This is a genomic window from Paenibacillus sp. DRB1-1 (assembly GCF_052119485.1).
GTDB lineage: Bacteria > Bacillota > Bacilli > Paenibacillales > Paenibacillaceae > Paenibacillus > Paenibacillus polymyxa_B.
In genome coordinates, this window is the sequence record NZ_JBODQH010000001.1 from 3,858,603 (window position 1) to 3,874,871 (window position 16,269).

General features: G+C 47.1%; 15 protein-coding genes, 1 tRNA gene and 1 riboswitch. Of the genes, 8 read left to right on the top strand and 8 right to left on the bottom strand.

Going from position 1 to position 16,269, the window contains the following annotated elements:
- The first annotated feature begins 2 nt into the window (after positions 1 to 2).
- Both rph and ACQW03_RS17195 read left to right on the top strand, forming a co-directional pair.
- Entirely contained in the window at positions 3 to 764 is a 762-nt protein-coding gene (gene rph, locus ACQW03_RS17190) for a ribonuclease PH (RefSeq protein WP_071642632.1), read from the top strand.
- Complete coding sequence (locus tag ACQW03_RS17195; protein WP_013311674.1) at positions 764 to 1,396, top strand: XTP/dITP diphosphatase; 633 nt, start codon at positions 764 to 766, stop codon at positions 1,394 to 1,396. The genes rph and ACQW03_RS17195 overlap by 1 nt, the downstream gene beginning before the upstream one ends.
- Positions 1,397 to 1,567: 171 nt before the next feature.
- Here ACQW03_RS17195 and asnB read toward each other — a convergent pair whose 3' ends face one another.
- Positions 1,568 to 3,412, bottom strand: a complete 1,845-nt coding sequence (gene asnB / locus ACQW03_RS17200; RefSeq protein ID WP_441950797.1) for an asparagine synthase (glutamine-hydrolyzing) — start codon at positions 3,410 to 3,412, stop codon at positions 1,568 to 1,570.
- 163 nt (positions 3,413 to 3,575) lie between these two features.
- Here asnB and ACQW03_RS17205 point away from each other — a divergent pair, with 163 nt between their 5' ends.
- Entirely contained in the window at positions 3,576 to 3,935 is a 360-nt protein-coding gene (locus tag ACQW03_RS17205) for a hypothetical protein (protein ID WP_013311672.1), read from the top strand.
- 319 nt (positions 3,936 to 4,254) lie between these two features.
- On the opposite strand, the gene ACQW03_RS17210 is transcribed toward ACQW03_RS17205, so the two are convergent.
- Positions 4,255 to 4,548 (bottom strand): DUF4870 domain-containing protein, encoded by a 294-nt coding sequence (locus ACQW03_RS17210; protein ID WP_071642629.1) that lies wholly within the window; start codon positions 4,546 to 4,548, stop codon positions 4,255 to 4,257.
- A 174-nt stretch (positions 4,549 to 4,722) separates the two neighbouring features.
- Between ACQW03_RS17210 and ACQW03_RS17215 the strand changes: the two genes are divergently transcribed.
- Positions 4,723 to 4,796: transfer RNA gene (locus ACQW03_RS17215), tRNA-Arg, on the top strand.
- Between the two features lie 66 nt (positions 4,797 to 4,862).
- Here ACQW03_RS17215 and ACQW03_RS17220 read toward each other — a convergent pair.
- Positions 4,863 to 6,206 (bottom strand): 6-phospho-beta-glucosidase, encoded by a 1,344-nt coding sequence (locus ACQW03_RS17220; RefSeq protein WP_013311670.1) that lies wholly within the window; start codon positions 6,204 to 6,206, stop codon positions 4,863 to 4,865.
- A 185-nt stretch (positions 6,207 to 6,391) separates the two neighbouring features.
- Here ACQW03_RS17220 and ACQW03_RS17225 point away from each other — a divergent pair, with 185 nt between their 5' ends.
- The 3 genes from ACQW03_RS17225 (at position 6,392) to ACQW03_RS17235 (ending at position 9,502) form a co-directional block, all read left to right on the top strand.
- Complete coding sequence (locus ACQW03_RS17225) at positions 6,392 to 7,366, top strand: LacI family DNA-binding transcriptional regulator (protein ID WP_053325993.1); 975 nt, start codon at positions 6,392 to 6,394, stop codon at positions 7,364 to 7,366.
- Positions 7,367 to 7,524: 158 nt separating this feature from the next.
- On the top strand, positions 7,525 to 8,943 hold the full coding sequence (locus ACQW03_RS17230) for a helix-turn-helix domain-containing protein (protein ID WP_441950801.1): 1,419 nt from the start codon (positions 7,525 to 7,527) through the stop codon (positions 8,941 to 8,943).
- Positions 8,944 to 9,334: 391 nt separating this feature from the next.
- Positions 9,335 to 9,502, top strand: coding sequence for an aspartyl-phosphate phosphatase Spo0E family protein (locus ACQW03_RS17235; protein WP_071642625.1), 168 nt, complete (start codon positions 9,335 to 9,337; stop codon positions 9,500 to 9,502).
- On the opposite strand, the gene thiE is transcribed toward ACQW03_RS17235, so the two are convergent.
- From thiE to ACQW03_RS17260, 5 genes are all read right to left on the bottom strand, one after another.
- Positions 9,447 to 10,160, bottom strand: a complete 714-nt coding sequence (gene thiE, locus ACQW03_RS17240; protein WP_441950803.1) for a thiamine phosphate synthase — start codon at positions 10,158 to 10,160, stop codon at positions 9,447 to 9,449. The two genes, ACQW03_RS17235 and thiE, sit on opposite strands and share 56 nt — an antisense overlap.
- Positions 10,157 to 10,987, bottom strand: coding sequence for a bifunctional hydroxymethylpyrimidine kinase/phosphomethylpyrimidine kinase (thiD, locus tag ACQW03_RS17245; RefSeq protein ID WP_071642623.1), 831 nt, complete (start codon positions 10,985 to 10,987; stop codon positions 10,157 to 10,159). The genes thiE and thiD overlap by 4 nt, the downstream gene beginning before the upstream one ends.
- Positions 10,984 to 11,826, bottom strand: coding sequence for a hydroxyethylthiazole kinase (gene thiM / locus ACQW03_RS17250; RefSeq protein ID WP_441950806.1), 843 nt, complete (start codon positions 11,824 to 11,826; stop codon positions 10,984 to 10,986). The genes thiD and thiM overlap by 4 nt, the downstream gene beginning before the upstream one ends.
- A 74-nt stretch (positions 11,827 to 11,900) precedes the next feature.
- Positions 11,901 to 12,590 carry a thiaminase II gene (gene tenA, locus ACQW03_RS17255; RefSeq protein WP_071642621.1) on the bottom strand — a complete coding sequence of 230 codons (690 nt, stop codon included), beginning with the start codon at positions 12,588 to 12,590 and terminating at the stop codon, positions 11,901 to 11,903.
- Positions 12,591 to 12,724: 134 nt separating this feature from the next.
- A riboswitch (TPP riboswitch) is annotated at positions 12,725 to 12,827 on the bottom strand.
- 92 nt (positions 12,828 to 12,919) lie between these two features.
- On the bottom strand, positions 12,920 to 14,641 hold the full coding sequence (locus tag ACQW03_RS17260; RefSeq protein ID WP_441950808.1) for an NAD-dependent malic enzyme: 1,722 nt from the start codon (positions 14,639 to 14,641) through the stop codon (positions 12,920 to 12,922).
- 505 nt (positions 14,642 to 15,146) lie between these two features.
- Here ACQW03_RS17260 and ACQW03_RS17265 point away from each other — a divergent pair.
- Positions 15,147 to 16,268, top strand: coding sequence for a glycosyltransferase (locus ACQW03_RS17265; protein ID WP_025720385.1), 1,122 nt, complete (start codon positions 15,147 to 15,149; stop codon positions 16,266 to 16,268).
- Position 16,269 lies beyond the last annotated feature (1 nt).

A 16,269-nucleotide genomic window follows, 5' to 3' on the forward strand; every position in this document is an offset into this window, starting at 1 on the left:
GCATGAGTAGATCTAACGGACGAAACGGTGATGAGCTGCGCCCGATGAAATTGACAGCAGGAGTAAATAAATACGCGGAGGGCTCTGTTTTTATAGAGGTTGGCGAGACGAAAGTCATTTGCACGGCTACTGTAGAAGAACGCGTACCACCCTTTATGAAGGGACAAGGAAAAGGCTGGGTGACCGCAGAGTATTCCATGCTTCCGCGTGCGACTCATAGCCGTAATCAGCGTGAAGCTGCGCGTGGCAAGCTGACAGGCCGTACCATGGAAATTCAGCGTCTGATTGGAAGAGCGTTGCGTTCGGTGGTCAATTTGCAGGCGCTTGGTGAACGGACGATTACGTTGGATTGTGACGTCATTCAGGCGGACGGCGGAACACGCACAACCTCAATTACCGGTTCTTTCGTAGCGTTGGCGATTGCGGTCAATAAAATTGCCACACAGCACAAGCTGCCTGTTTTTCCAATTACCGATTTCCTGGCTTCCGTCAGCGTAGGGGTTGTTGGTGAAAAAGCATTGCTGGATCTGAACTATGAAGAGGATTCCAAGGCCAAAGTGGACATGAATCTTGTCATGACTGGCAACGGAAAATATGTCGAGCTGCAAGGTACAGGTGAAGAAAGCCCATTTGACCGTAACGAATTGGATCAACTGCTTAGCTTGGGTGAACAAGGGATTCTGCAAATGATTGAGCGCCAAAAAGAAGTGCTTGGACCGATTGCTGATAAGATCGGTGCTGGACGTACAGGAGCTGGCGCCTAATGCGGCTGGATGGCCCGGTCGTTATTGTCGCTACGAAAAATAAAGGAAAGGTGCGGGAATTTGCGCATGCTTTTGCGCCGTTTGGCAAGGAAGTCAGAAGCATGTACGATTATCCCGACATTCCTGATGTCGTTGAAGATGGCAAAACCTTTGCCGAAAATGCACTGAAAAAAGCTAAAGCGGTTGGAGATGTGCTCGGATTGCCCGTGCTGGCCGATGATTCCGGCCTCTGCGTGGACTTGCTGGACGGTGCGCCGGGGGTATACTCTGCCCGTTATGCTGGAGAAGGTGCCAGCGATCACGAAAACAATATTAAGCTGCTCGACGTTCTGGAATCGAAGCAGCTGGGTGATGATACGGGACAGCCTTTGCTAAGCCCGGCTCAATTCGTCTGTACCTTGATTCTATATAATCCGCAGACTGGCGAGACGTTGGAATCGACAGGCTCCGTGGAGGGCTGGATTACTACTGAAACCGCCGGCAGCGGCGGGTTTGGGTATGATCCGCTGTTTTATTTGCCAGAGTTTGAAAAGACAATGGCCGAGCTGACGTTGGAACAAAAGCAGGCTATCAGTCACCGAGGGATAGCTCTGCGTGATTTGGCAACAAAGCTGGGTAATCCACAGGCATAGCTTGGTAACAGGGGCAAAATCATCCCCCCCATTCACATAACGAAAAAAAAGGCTATCCGTCAGTCATGAGCTGCGGATAGCCTTTTTGGTACTTTCTGTTCCCCATATAGTACACAGCGAAAAATTGCCGCTGCCGCTTAGACGCTCTATTGCTTCAGCATTCAGTGTAGCTTATCGAATAGCTACCTTGTAAGTGCGCAACCAGTTATCCACTTGAGCCAAGTAGGCAAACAACTGGGGACCCGACATCAGCTGACCAAACCAAGGCAGATTGGTGGATGCCTCCGGTGAGGCGGCAATATCGCGTACCTTTTGCGCATCGATCAGCTTGAGCAGTGGGGAAGAGGAATCATCCAGCAGCTGCAGCGCCTGTTTTTTCACAGCCTCAAGATAGGAAGGGTTATGCGTTTTGGGATATGGGCTTTTTTTGCGATATAGCACATCATCCGGCAATACGCCCTCCAGCGCCTTGCGCAAAATGCCTTTTTCACGTCCGCCTGTCATCTTGATACTCCACGGAATGTTCCATACATATTGTACCAGTCGATGATCGCAATATGGCACCCGCACTTCGAGTCCGGCTCCCATACTCATCCGATCCTTACGGTCCAGTAGAGTAGGCATAAAGCGGGTGATGTTCAAATAGGACATGACGCGCATTTGCGCAGCTTTTCCTGTTTCCCCTGGTAGCTTCGGCACTTCTCCTACCGCTTCTGAGTAGCGATCGTTCAAATACTCCAGCGGCTTGATCCAGTCTCGTACCTCGGGAGACAACAGACTGGCTCTCATATCGGGTGCAACTGCCCACGGAAATGTGCCCGAATTCAGCATATCCTCCCGGTGGAACCATGGATATCCGCCAAAAACTTCATCCGCAGCCTCGCCGGAAATAGCGACCGTAGCTCCTTTTTTAATCTCCCGGCAAAAGAGATATAGCGACGAATCCACGTCCGCCATTCCGGGTAAATCCCGCGTTAGTGTGGAGTTGTTCAGAGCTGCTACGACTTCTGGCGTATCGAATTCAATCCAGTGATGATTTGTCCCTAATTCATCCACCATCCGCTGAATCCAGGGGGCATCGGCTCCGGGTTGAAACGCATGGGCTTTAAAATGCTTGTCGTTATCCACATAATCGACCGAATACGTATGAACTTGTCCCTGCCCGGTACGTTTGTAATAATCGACAGCTAATGCGGAGAGAGCGCTTGAATCCAGCCCGCCAGACAATAAGGTGCACACTGGAACATCCGAAATGAGCTGCCGCTCCACCGTATCCAGCAGCAGTTCTCGTACCTTAAGTGCCGTTTCTTCGGTGTTATCCTCATGCGCAATGCTTTCCAGTGTCCAGTAAGCTTGAATGCGCACGCCGTCGCGGCTGTAGGTTAGCGTATGCCCGGGGCGTAGCTCCTTCATGGACGAATAGACGCCATGTCCGGGGGTACGTGCAGGTCCGATGATAAAAATTTCGGCCAATCCCTCGGCGTCCACTGCTGCTTCTACTGCTGGATGCTGAAGCAGTGCTTTGGGTTCTGAGCCAAATACGAATACTTCTTCGGTCTGGCTATAAAATAACGGCTTCACTCCCAGTCGATCCCGTGCCAGAAATACCTGCTCCCGCTCACTATCCCAGACCGCAAACGCAAAAATGCCGTTTAACCGATCCACACATGCGGGGCCCCATTCGATATAGGATTCGAGCAGCACCTCCGTGTCGCATTGTGTACGGAAAAAATGCCCGCGCTGTTGCAGCTCTTTTTTCAGCTCAGGCGCGTTATATATTTCCCCGTTATATACAATCGTATAAGTGATATCCTCAAGCTGCCGGATCATGGGCTGAGCGCCATTTTCCGGGTCCATTACGCTCAGTCTTCGGTGTCCGAAGGCACACGGGTTGGATATCCAGGTACCCGCAGCATCCGGTCCGCGATCGGAGAGCGTTTGTGTCATATTCAGCAGCAGCTCAGATTGATGCATTAAGTCTCCGTTCCACTGTATGAAACCTGTAATTCCGCACATGTCTGTTCATCCTCTCTTTGTCGTGTTCATCCAGTGTTGGAATGAATCAAAAACTAAATCCCCAGTTCATCAGTATATATGCCGAAAAGAAGCATAAAATGTCTGTCCGTTCCGAAAACTACAGATGGGGAAACCCGTCTACTCGCAAGGAAGGAGGGAGACCATGTACTACATCAAGGATGCCAAAATACGCCGCTTCACTGAACTTGACGGAGTGCGCTGCGCTGAGGTAGAGGTGCGGCCCGGTGCCGCAGATGACCCGGAATTGCTGGTCTATATCACGGCCAAGGATCAGACGGATGGTCAGCATGACTATGACATGGTACGGATCATCCGCAATGACGCCGATTTGGAGCTGGATTGGTACGACAATAATCTGCATTCGGCATTTGAGGAAGTGACAGACAAGGCTTTTACCGACTCTACACACATTACTGCTGGTGAGGAGCGAGAGAAGTTTAAAAAAGAATTGCTCTCCTATGGGCAACTCAGCACAGAGTTCGCCAAGGAGTTCGGGGCATGAGGATATGGTGTGCTATGCCTCGACTTTTGTTGATTTGGGCCCCGGCGCCATCGCCGGATCAGCGTGAAAGGAGGGGGAAATCATAGACGGCAAAGCGAAGTATAAGAAAAATAAAGGCAGCAGTTATATTCATAACAATGAGTTCGCGGAAGAAGTGCTGGAGAAAAACGTAAGACATGAAGTACGAAGAAGTCCTAAACGCTTTGGGAATAAATAAGCAGCCATTGAACTAAATAGCAACAGCAACTCATCAAAAATGACCCTAAAGAAGCCTCCGTATCCCGCCAAATTTGCGGAATGCAGGAGGCTTCTTTTTGAACTAAGCCGCTTCACGCAGTGTCATAATCCCTTTGTAGATGTTATAAACAAAAACCCCGAGATAGACCACTACGAATAGCAGTACAAACCCGATCACTGAACCTGTATGATTCGCCGTAATAATAAAATACACGAGCGGAATTGCCGCAATAATGGGGAAAATATGCGATAAAATAGCCTTTTTTGCATGTCCCTGAACATATTCGTCCCGTACTGCAATCCACACAATGACAGGCACTAGAAAAGGTGCGAAGAAAATGCTGAAATAACAAAGTGACGACAAAAGACCTTTCACGGATTAACCCCTCCTTTATGCATGGTTCTTTGTACATAATACCCCGTTAGCGTCCAAATGATTCCTTTTGCAGCCAGCTTCCCTATATCATAAAAAAATGCTTTTGACAGTTGCCCGAAATGTGATATAATAATCAATGCGCTGAATACATAAGGTTTTATTGATCGCCATCTTGTCCCAGTAGCTCAGCTGGATAGAGCAACGGCCTTCTAAGCCGTCGGTCGGGGGTTCGAATCCCTCCTGGGACGTATAGCAAAAAGCTTCCTACATGTAGGAAGCTTTTTTGTGTTCCAGCAGGATGATTGCTGCTAGCTTTATACCGTCGCCTTCTCCTTATGAGCAAAGAATTGAGGTAGATGCTCTTTGTGTGCTTCTAGCAATTCATCCAGTACGGTTTGAGCAATGTCCCCGCTTGGTACGAGCGGATTCAGGGTGAAGGCTTGCAGTGCTGTTGCATAGTCACCGGTGACCGCCGCTTCAATCGTCAGCTCTTCCATTGCCTTCATCACTTGCAGCAAGCCCCGCTGTGCAGGTGGGAATTTGCCAAAGTTGACAGGTTCGGCACCATGGGCGCGAATGACACTGGTCACTTCGATGGCGCTATCATAAGGAACATCATCAATCGCACCATTGTTACGTGTACTAACCACCATCAATGTGCCTTTGTTGTTATAAATGGAATTAATGATCTCACAGGCTGCATCGCTGTAATGCGCACCGCCGCGTTTGGATAATTCCTCTGGTTTGTAATCCAGATTCGGATCTTTATACAATTCAAACAGACTTTCTTCCAGACGTTTGACCACTTGGCCCCGAGTTCCTTCGTTTTTGGCTTCCTCTAATTCTTCCTTGAGCATGTTATCCGTCATATAGTAATACCGATGGTAAGGACAAGGCAGCATTTTCAATTGACGAACTTGATCATACAGGAAGCGCATGTTCTTAATATTTTCAACGACTTTCTCTGGCTTTGCGCCCGGAGCGTACAGTCCTTCAATGACTTGCTCTGTTAATTCGGCTCCTGTTTTGTCATAAACTTTGTGCCAATGAAGGTGGTTAATCCCTGCAAATTTAAAGAACAGCTCTTCTTCCGGTTTGTCCAGCACAGCCGATGCACTCTTGATCGCGCCGATTGGAACATTACATAATCCGATGACTTTATCCCACTGACCATAACGAAGCACAGCTTCGGTGACCATACCCGCAGGGTTGGTAAAATTAATCAACCATGCATTCGGACACAGTTCTTTCATATCTTCGACGATACTGAGGATAACGGGTATGGTGCGAAACGCTTTGAACATTCCTCCGGCGCCATTGGTCTCCTGACCGATCATGCCATGTTTTAACGGAATACTTTCATCCTTAATCCGGGCTTCCAGCAAGCCTACCCGAAATTGGGTCGTTACAAAATCGGCGTCCTTCAACGCTTCCCGACGATCAAGTGTCAAATGTACCTCACAATCAATGCCTGCGGCCTTCACCATCCGTTTGGCCATGGCGCCTACAATCTCCAGTTTTTCACGTCCTGCCTCAATATCTACCAGCCACAATTCCCGAATGGGAAGCTCTGCATAACGTTTGATGAAGCCTTCTACTAATTCTGGTGTATAGCTGGAACCTCCGCCAATGGTTGCAATCTTTATGCCTTTTTTCATGGTTAGTGCCTCCTAAGTATGTTTTTTAACCGCTTTCTTAAGCACAAATTCACTGTAATCCCTGTAATGCATTACAGGTCAAGCGCTTTTAAAAAACTTATTTTGGGAAGGTGACAATTATAGGGCGGGCACTACGAACATGCTAAACACGAACATGCTAAAATAGAAAGAACGAGGTGAGAAAAATGGCGAATATTCATGAAATTGCAAAGCTGGCAGGCGTATCCTCGGCTACGGTGTCCCGTGTCATTAACAATCATCCGTATGTAAGTGAACCGACAAGACAGCGTGTGCAGGAGGTCATAGACCGACTGGATTATGTCCCTAATTTAAATGCGGTATCTTTAAAAAAAGGCATGACCAAGCTTATAGGGATTATTTCACTTTCTTTTAATGACTCATTGGGTTTATTTGTGCGTGGATTTACAATGTATGCCCAGGAGCATGGCTTTAATATAGCGCTGTTTATTACGAATGGGGAGAAGGGGCGAGAACTTGAAGCGCTGGAAATGTTGCGGAGAAAGCAACTAGACGCCTTGGTCTGTATGATTCGTGTTAATGAGTGGAGTGTGATTGAGCATTATACAAAATATGGTCCGATTGTGACCTGGCAACGTGTAAACATTGAGGCAATCCCGTCTGTATTTATGGATCAGTATCAGGGCTATACGTTGGCGTTGGAACATTTGTACGCCCGAGGATATCGGAAAATTGTGAATGTGTACGGCAGCATGCGGGGGTTGAATACAAAAGAACGCATTCGAGCTTATCATGACTTTTGCGAAAAATACGATTTGGATGCTGAGGCCTTCCCGCATTTTTATGATTTAAATTCAATAGAAGCTGGTGAACAAATAGCTCATTGGTGGGCAGAACGAGAACAAACAGATAGACCGGATGCCTTTGCCTGTTCTACCGATTATTTGGCAGCAGGTCTTTTGACTGAAGCACGGAGACTCGGTGTTTCTGTACCAAGCGATTTTGCAGTAGTAGGCTTTGATAATACTGAAATATCGCATTTGCTTGATTTAACTACGATTCATTACCCGATAGACAAGCAAGCGGAGAATGCGTTCATTATGATTTGCAATGCCCTTGAAGGGCTGGATGAAACGATACATCATCTGGAATTCAAATTAGTAGAGCGAGCGACCACCTAATTCCAAAAGGGACTTCATGTTAGTGGTTATTAATTACCATATTCAAGTTTATATAGTAGGAATAATGGAAGAAAAATGTTGACACATGTTAATAATTGGTGAATAATTTGAGGTGAAAGTATAAAATTTGGATTTTTTGTATGAAGGGTGGTTATGACTTGGGACATACACCTACGATTTTGGCGAAGTTAGAGGATTATTTAGGGGAAAATAATTTGACGCTGGCACAATTTGCCGAACATTCAGGTGTTCATCAAAGAACACTTAATAATTGGATTGCCAAGCATCGTCCTGTTGCGATACATCAGCTAGATCGAATCACTTGGGCTATGGGACTACCAGAGGGTTTTTTTTACGAACTATACATAGATAACTACATCATTGAGCGCTCCCCGGATTGGAGGCGAATTGAGCCGTTGTTGTTTCGCTGTGCGGAACTGGACAAGTTGGATGCTATCCAGCTTGTAGTGGGACATATTATGGACAATCTTCTATATTCCCCAAAGTTATTTGATGCAGCAGAAAAATTATTCGCACAAGGTCAGCACAATGCTGCATTGTTGCTCTACGAAGGGATTGCGGAAGGCGAGAAGTACCAGCACTCTGAACGCTTGGCTATCTGTCAGTATCGTATGTTTACCATTCAGGTGGGGAACAATCAGATCCGAAATCTCAAGGCGGCTACACGATTTGAACCCTTTGTCGAACGTCTGAATGAAATAGATCAACTTGATGCGTTAAAAGATTTGGCGAATGTGTATCGTTCTCTGCGTGAATGGGACAAGCTTGATGCAACTGCTCGAAAAATGAGAGCCAAAGCGGAGATCCAATATTCTTTGAAACATCAACAGAAAAAGCGAGAGTGGGAGGAGTCTGAACAGAGGCTGAGTCGCCCGATGTTTGTGTACATTACCTATGCTGATTTACTGTGTGCGAGTGTCTGTGAAGCGCAAGGCGATTATCAGCAAGCACTACAATTTACAAATGCCTACGCAGATTTAGGTTGGGTGATCGAGACAGACCAGGAAACCCAACACTGGGTCAACTTGTTCAAGCATTGGGCAGAAGGTAATACTTTTGTAAATAGGCTCCTATCTGGAGATACCAATGTGCTTCCTCATTATGTTGAATATATTGCATCCACATCAATCACTACCGAGAATGAAAAGCTATCCAAGTTGCTGAACGTTATGATTGCTGCTAACCGATATGCAATAGATATCAATGATGTCCTTTCACGTTTTGAAGTGGAGATTAATTCTTTTGCTCTGCTATCACAATCTGCTGATATGTACACCCAACAAGTGATGCCAGATTATTTTGCATGGTTTGGTTACGAACTGGCTTATTACTATTTAAGACGGGGAATGTACAATGATGGCTTTAAACACTTAATATATGCATTGGTAAAAGCCCACATACTAAATAATGAGACTTATTTTATAAACTGTACGGGGCTTTTTGCACATTTCCAAGCACACGCGCTTCCCGAAACAAGGGAAGAGTATTTCAAACTATTAGAAAAGGTGTGGTTAGACAATGTTGAAAAAAATGATTCTGCTGATCATCGCTGCTAGCTTCTTGTTTATTTTAGCAATGCCTGTTCAGTCGCATAACCAAAATCAAAGAATAACGCCTCACGTACAAATTGGAGGTGCTTAAACGGCTAGAAACAAAGACAACTCTCACCGACTAGTTCAAGTTTGGGGAGTTCAGCGGCTATTAGAGATCAAACAACATAAGGTAAATCTCTAAGTCAGATTTGATTGGTATGCTCTATATTCATTGGATCTTTTTATGCAAAGGGCCTCTGTTCCACTTAATTAGTGGAAACGGAGGCTTTTTTATTTGGATTTAGGGGCATCTTTGTTTATGCAAACTTTTGGGATGTTCTTTTTTTGTTAGGCGCATTATTTGAAAATCCAAAAAACGTCTTTTTGTCATAAAATATGACATATAGGAGGGATCATGCTGATGAACCAAGGTGTGACTTTACTTTGTGTCGAACGAGCTAGGAAGAAACTGTACCAGGTCCAGAAAAAGTATGGATTTTTAACACATCCCAAAGTAATAGAACAATCTAAAAAGCTGGATGATCTGTTGAATCTTTATCAAACATGTAGATCGGATCATTGAGAAATGAGACCATATTTTTCTTTAATTCCTTGACCGCACCTCTAACCTGTTCTGACTGTGTCACGGCTGAAATCACCGCCACACCATCTGCACCTGCACGTGCGACTTCCTCAATACGGTCCACTGTAATACCTCCGATCCCAACAATCGGCACATCAATTCCCGCTTTACGCATCTCATATAAAATTGCCGGTCCCTGTACGGCATGGGCATCATCCTTCGAGATGGTGGGATAGATTGGCCCGACACCGAGATAATCCGCACCTTGCAGGATGGCTCGACGTGCTTCCTCAATAGTATGGGCGGAGACGCCGAGAATTCGATTTCCGATTCGCTCGCGGACGGATTCGGCGGATTCATCGTCTTGACCGATGTGAACACCGTCGGCGTCGATTTCAAGAGCCAGCTCCACGTCGTCATTGATGATGAAGGGGACACCAGCGTGGCGGCACAGTTTCTGTAGCTGGCGCGCAAGTTCGAACATAGGAACGCCCGTTAACGCGCCGTGGCCCTTTTCTCGAAACTGGACCATGGTTGCGCCGCCAGCCACAGCCTCTTGCACGACCCAACTTGGTTCAGCGAGGCAGTTCACGCTTCCAAGCACCAGGTACATCTGTAGCTGGCGGCGCACCACCTCTGGCAATATTCTGCTGCTCATCGGAGTACCTCCTGACGACGGCGGTAGGCCCAATGATTGGTTGGGCCATGTCCCTGTCCAAGGTGTAAAGTATCCTCAATCGCCGCCTGGATGAAGGCTCTACCATTCGAGATAGCTTCCAGTACAGACATTCCTTTCCCTAATTCAGCAGTTATCGCTGCCGAGAAGGTACATCCTGTTCCGTGTGTATGGACAGTCCGTACCCGCTTGCCGCTCAGCTCTGTAAAGGCGGTTCCGTCAAAGAGCAGGTCAACAATCTGTCCGCTGCTCTCGCTCTCGTCAGCGTGGCCGCCCTTGATCACAACGAATTTTGGTCCCATACTGCTAATATGTCTCGCAGCCTCGCGGCGATCCTCCATTGTACGGATGCTGATCCCTGTCAGGGCTTCCGCCTCCGGGATATTCGGTGTAACGACTAGGGCCAAGGGAAACAGGTCGTCCTTCAAAGCCTGCACCGCTTCCAACTGCAGCAGTTCAGCACCTCCCTTGGCAATCATCACGGGATCGACGACGACCTTTTTCCAGCCGAACTTTCGGATCTGCTTGCTCACAAGACGGATGATACCCGCATTAAACAGCATGCCAGTCTTTAGGGCATCCACTCCAAGGTCTAATCCTACAGCTTCGATCTGTTCCGCTGTTGCTTCCTGTGGCAGCGGATATACGCCGTGAACCCCTAAGGTATTCTGTACGGTAATGGCCGTAATAGCCGACATGCCGTACACGCCAAGTTCTTGAAAGGTTTTGAGATCGGCTTGAATTCCGGCCCCGCCGCCACTGTCCGAACCGGCAATCGTCAGTGCTCTGGGTACACGAACGTCTGTCATCGCGCACCACCTGCTGTGGTTGTTCCTGCTTCACGGACAGTGACCTGCCCCTCCAGCGAACCTGTATGTAGTTTGGCGAGCTCGTCGAGAAAGGCAATCTGGAAGCTGCCGGGCCCCAGCTCTGCGGTACGTGCTGCGGCTCGGGAAGCTGCTGCACCGTAAAATGCCAAGCCTGCTGTACCTGCGAGCAGCAGGTTGGGTTCAACAGCTGCAAAAGCACCTAACACAGAGGTCAGCAGGCAGCCTGCTCCGGTTACCTTCGTGAGCAGCGCGTCTCCGCCGCTAATCATTCGTGCTTCGGCCCCATCGGTGATGACGTCCTCTTTTCCAGTGATGACAACCATTGAATTGAGCGTTTGAGCAGCCCGAATTGCCAGATCGACATTGCCGCTGTCAGCACTGTCACCAGCATCTACGCCTTTAATCTCACGCGCTTCTCCAACAAGATGCGCGACTTCGGCTGCATTGCCCCGCACCAATGAGATTTTGACTTCTCTCAGGATTCGCAGTGCCGACTCAGTTCTAAGGCTCGTTGCTCCCGCACCGACCGGATCTAGCAGGACCGGAACACCGTGTGCATTCGCCGATTGTCCAGCAATGATCATGGCATCCACCAGTTCGCGGTGCAGCGTACCGATGTTTAACACGACGGCTCCCGCTATTTTTGCCATATCTGCTACTTCCTCGGGTGCATAGGCCATCACTGGGGAGGCGCCCAATGCATACAGGCCGTTGGCCGTAAAGTTAGTGACTACCACATTGGTCATATTGTGAACGAGGGGTTTGCTGTTTTGTACCTTCGTCAGGAGAGCTGAATAACTTTTTTCCCATGTACTCATAATGATTATCCTCTCTATAGTTGGTGGTTCAACATGGCATTAACCGTACTTCACGCATCGAATCGCCAGGATGACTATTCTAAGACCGCTCCCTGCATCTGGACCGGCCATTCTTCCTGGTTATAAGCCATGTCCCAGAACTTATATTCCAGCTGGCAACTCAGTACAAAATGCTCAATCATCCGCTCTCGCTCAGCAGCCGTTGTGCCTTCTGCCCAAGCATCTACACGTTCTCGGAACTTGAGTGTTGTATCATCAAGCTGGTCTCCATAGAAGCCCATCCATTCATAGAACGGATGAGACTCATCCGGCTTTACTTCATCCAGCAGCCTGCGGCCAATCTCGGCATACGTCCACATACATGGCAGCAGCACAGCCAAGATCTCGCCCAAACTGCCCTCATGCGCGATCGTCAGCATGTGACGGATATAGTGATGGGCCGACGGAGCGAGTGGATATCCCTGCAACTCTTCATAGGTCACCCCTGCGATAGCACAGAAATTTTGATGCGGATGAACCTCGCTGTGGAGAATAAAAGAGATTTGTTCATTAAATACTGCCATGTCCTCCCGATTCGTGCATTTGGAGATTGCGATGCCGTATATCCGCATGTAGGCGTTCAAATATTCAAAGTCCTGTTTTACATAGTGAATCAGCTGTCCCCTTGTCAAACTTCCTTCAGCAATACCTCTCACAAAGGGATGCTCAAAAATCGCTTGAAAAATGCCGTCCGCCTGCCGACGGAGTTCTTGTGTAAAACTCAATTTCCCCACCTCCATTAATTGAAGAGCAAGAAGTCCTGTAAGGATACAATTCCGAAACAACGCTAAAAAGCCGCCCCGGAAAAATGGAGCGGCTTCAACATAGGCCCAATACGCAAAAAACGCTTGAAACCTTATATACGAAGGCTCCACTTTCCTACGCTAGTACGAACTAGATCAGGTTCAAAGGGTCCAAGATACATTCTTGTCTCAGCCATATTGGCTCCCCTAGTGGACTTCTATTCTTTTGACTATTACTGTACATACGTTCATACGCTATGTCAAACATAGTGTGCAAAATATTAAATTTCCTCTAGTTAGGTGTTTTGGGCTTAGTGAGGGTGATGAATTACACTTTCCACGGCTTTGACCTTGGCATATTCCGGTTTCCACATTGCATCTCGTATAGCTTGTTCCACATCTGAAATGTGCGCCTGAGCTACCTGATCCTGAATCGCGGCATTTGCAACCGCAACCGCAACAGCGTACGAAACTTCGCGTAATTTTCGGATATGAGGGAGTAGCGCACCGCCAGGCGTATTCGAATCTACACCATTGGCAACAGCAACTGCTGCGGCTGTAAACATCGCAGGGGTAATCCTTTTGGCTTTAACCACAATCGCACCTAGACCCAGTCCCGGAAAAACAAAGGCATTGTTCGCCTGTCCAATCTCAAAATTTGTATCGTTATAGGTGACGGGCTCAAAAGGACTTCCGGTTGCGATCAGTGCTCTGCCATCTGTCCACCGGATCAAATCCTCGGGTACTGCTTCTGCAAGGTTTGTAGGATTGGACATGGGCATAATGATCGGGCGTTCTACATGCTTCGCCATCTCCTTGATGATTTCTTCAGAAAAGGCACCTGCTACACCGGAAGTTCCAATCAATATCGTAGGCTTCACCTGACGGATGACCTCCAGTAGCGGTATTTTGCCGTCACCCGACCGGGTCCATGAGCTGACTTCATCCTTTTTGCGCACATACGGTTTCTGATACTCCAATACGTCTTCCATATCTTCCGTTAACAGCCCGCGATAATCAAAGGCCCAAAAGGACTTGAATGAATCATCTGCGGAAAGGCCATCCTCGATCATAGCGCCCCGAATTTGGTCAGCGTTACCGATCCCTGCAGCCCCTGGGCCGAAAACAAGTATTTTTTGTTCACGCAGCGGAGTCTTGGTGACACCCACCGCCGAAAGAATCGCAGCCAGGGTCACCGCTCCTGTACCTTGTATATCATCGTTGAAGGTGAGAATGCTTTGACCGTATTTTCCTATAATATGGCGCGCATTTACGCTACCCACATCTTCCCAATGTAAAAGCACCTTCGGGAATTGCGCTAACGTTTTGCTGATAAAGGTATCAATAAACTGGTTATAGGCTTCTCCGCGAACCCGTTTATGGCGGTTTCCGATGTACAGTGGATCATTCAGCAGCTTTTCATTATTCGTGCCCACATCCAGTACAATTGGCAGCACCCGCCCGGGATGAATGCCTGCCGCAGCCGTATACACTGCAAGCTTGCCAATCGCAATGTTAATCCCCCCGACGCCCCAGTCACCAATCCCCAAAATACTTTCGGAATCTGTCACGACGATCAGATCCACATCCTCGCCGCTTAATCCAGAGTTATAGAATGCTTGTCCGATGCCATTCGGGTTATCTATTGACAAATATACGCCTCCAGGGCGGTTGTACTCGTGACTATACTCTTGAATCGCGGTTCCTACGGTCGGCGTGTAGACTACGGGCAGCATTTCACTCAAATGATCGGTTAGCAGCCGGTAGTAGAGTACGACATTTCGATTGTGAAGGTCGTTGAGAGAAGCATTTTTACGCAGCATGGTGGGTTGTGCGAGAAACTGCTGATATGCCCGTACGCTCTGTTTCTCCAATGAAAGGACGGTTGGAGGAAGGATTCCTTCCAAACCCAGATCTTTGCGTTCTTCTTCTGTAAAAGCGACACCTTTGTTCAAAAGAGGATTTGCCAACACATCCTTTCCCCGTAATGGAGTAGATAATGACCCATCGCGATTGACATAAAATGCTTCCATAGAAAGACCTTCCTTCTCTTCATTTTCATAACGAAAGGATTTCACAAAATTCGATTCCAGTCGCTCCGAAGTGCAAGATATAGACGAACTAAACCATTTCGATCTATATCTTGTTCATTGAAAGTCGCTTATCGGATTTTTGCAAAATCCTCAAGATGACATGTTGTCCATAGTATGGACGTGCAAATCTGTTTTATTCTTCTATTTATCTATGACAAAATAACCATATATATTTCCTTTTGTTGATCTAAAAGAACTAATTTTCGATATAGATGTGCTACCTAATTCTGATGGTTTTGGTTCTAATGTATCAGGTCTAAATACTCTGTTTTTATTAAATATGAAAATCAGTTTTTCTTCTCTTATATCCTTATATATCATGGAGTGTCAGCTATTTTGTTAAGGAAATATGAAGTATTTGGACATTAATTTAACTCCTATAAGCAAACATTCTTAATTCTTTTTCAACAAAATAGAACTATTCGGAGGAAAAGGAGAGGTTTGTGTGCAGGGACCTATAGCCATTTTTAGCGATAACGACAGGGCTATTGATTATCCCAATGTGATTTGTTTTTACCAATATATACAGTGCGAGGACACGGAGGCAGCTTCAGTCTACGAGAACGCATGTTGTTGCCTGATTGATTATAGGGAGCCGGGGCAGGCGGTACAGAAAGCCAATCAGATCCGTAGCCAATTTCCGCAAATGCCATTGTTACTGGTGACGGATGTAACAATTCCGTTCAGTGATCAGCATATGGTGCAAATCACCGGAGTAGGCCGTTTGCGCCTGCTATTTTGGCAAGCCAATGACACCGAAGAAATGCTTTCGGAAATACAAAGCTTGCTCTATCCCGAGTATTCGACCAAAAGCCAACATATTGCATTTATCTTGTCTGTATATAACGAAGAGCAACGTTTTGTTCATGTCAAAACCTTTGCTGAACGACTGCAGGCCTTTATCCGCAGCCATATTATTGAAGGTTCGATTTATCTCATTGATGATGGCAGCCACGATGGTACCAATGCCTTGATTAAAGCGCTGGAGGCAGCAACGGACTTGTCCGTAAACCGGATTAATCAGAATCTTAGCCCGCTGCTTCAAACAAGGGAATTGGGACGCAATACACGTAAGGCAGGGACGTATCTGGAAGGGATGCGGACCATTGGTGCGGATTACTACGTATTTGTGGACGCGGACGATTCCTTTTTTATTGAGGATATTGCCAGAATGATTAATGTTGTTCAGCAGGGCTATTATGATGTCGTGATTGGAACCAAGGATATGACCGCCGAGAATCGATCTTTATTGCGATCTGTTGTCAGCTTTGGTAAACGGGTCATTTCACGTCCTTTTTTACCAACAGGTGTGGTGGATTCGCAGACTGGGCTTAAAGTGATGAGTTCGGTTGCAGTGAAACGGATGTTTCCGCATTTAAAGGAACAGCTCGGACTGGCGCTGGATCTAGAGATGATGTTTATTGCCAAGCGACTCCAGCTTCGTGTGCTGCAATTACCCGTCAAATGTATTGACCGCGATGGATCGCACATCCATGTCTGGAAGGATTCTATTCGTTTTTTACGCTCCATCATTGATATTTGGCGACTGGATCGGCGGGTGAGATAAC

What these genes read in the sequence shown, in the direction of transcription:
- asnB (WP_441950797.1), bottom strand. Translation starts at nt 3,412, where the DNA reads ATGTGCGGAATTACAGGTTTCATACAGTGGAACGGAGACTTAATGCAT.
- rph (WP_071642632.1), top strand. Translation starts at nt 3, where the DNA reads ATGAGTAGATCTAACGGACGAAACGGTGATGAGCTGCGCCCGATGAAA.
- ACQW03_RS17220 (WP_013311670.1), bottom strand. Translation starts at nt 6,206, where the DNA reads ATGAAAAAAGGCATAAAGATTGCAACCATTGGCGGAGGTTCCAGCTAT.
- ACQW03_RS17225 (WP_053325993.1), top strand. Translation starts at nt 6,392, where the DNA reads ATGGCGAATATTCATGAAATTGCAAAGCTGGCAGGCGTATCCTCGGCT.
- thiM (WP_441950806.1), bottom strand. Translation starts at nt 11,826, where the DNA reads ATGAGTACATGGGAAAAAAGTTATTCAGCTCTCCTGACGAAGGTACAA.
- ACQW03_RS17260 (WP_441950808.1), bottom strand. Translation starts at nt 14,641, where the DNA reads ATGGAAGCATTTTATGTCAATCGCGATGGGTCATTATCTACTCCATTA.
- thiE (WP_441950803.1), bottom strand. Translation starts at nt 10,160, where the DNA reads ATGAGCAGCAGAATATTGCCAGAGGTGGTGCGCCGCCAGCTACAGATG.
- ACQW03_RS17205 (WP_013311672.1), top strand. Translation starts at nt 3,576, where the DNA reads ATGTACTACATCAAGGATGCCAAAATACGCCGCTTCACTGAACTTGAC.
- thiD (WP_071642623.1), bottom strand. Translation starts at nt 10,987, where the DNA reads ATGACAGACGTTCGTGTACCCAGAGCACTGACGATTGCCGGTTCGGAC.
- ACQW03_RS17195 (WP_013311674.1), top strand. Translation starts at nt 764, where the DNA reads ATGCGGCTGGATGGCCCGGTCGTTATTGTCGCTACGAAAAATAAAGGA.
- ACQW03_RS17235 (WP_071642625.1), top strand. Translation starts at nt 9,335, where the DNA reads ATGCTGATGAACCAAGGTGTGACTTTACTTTGTGTCGAACGAGCTAGG.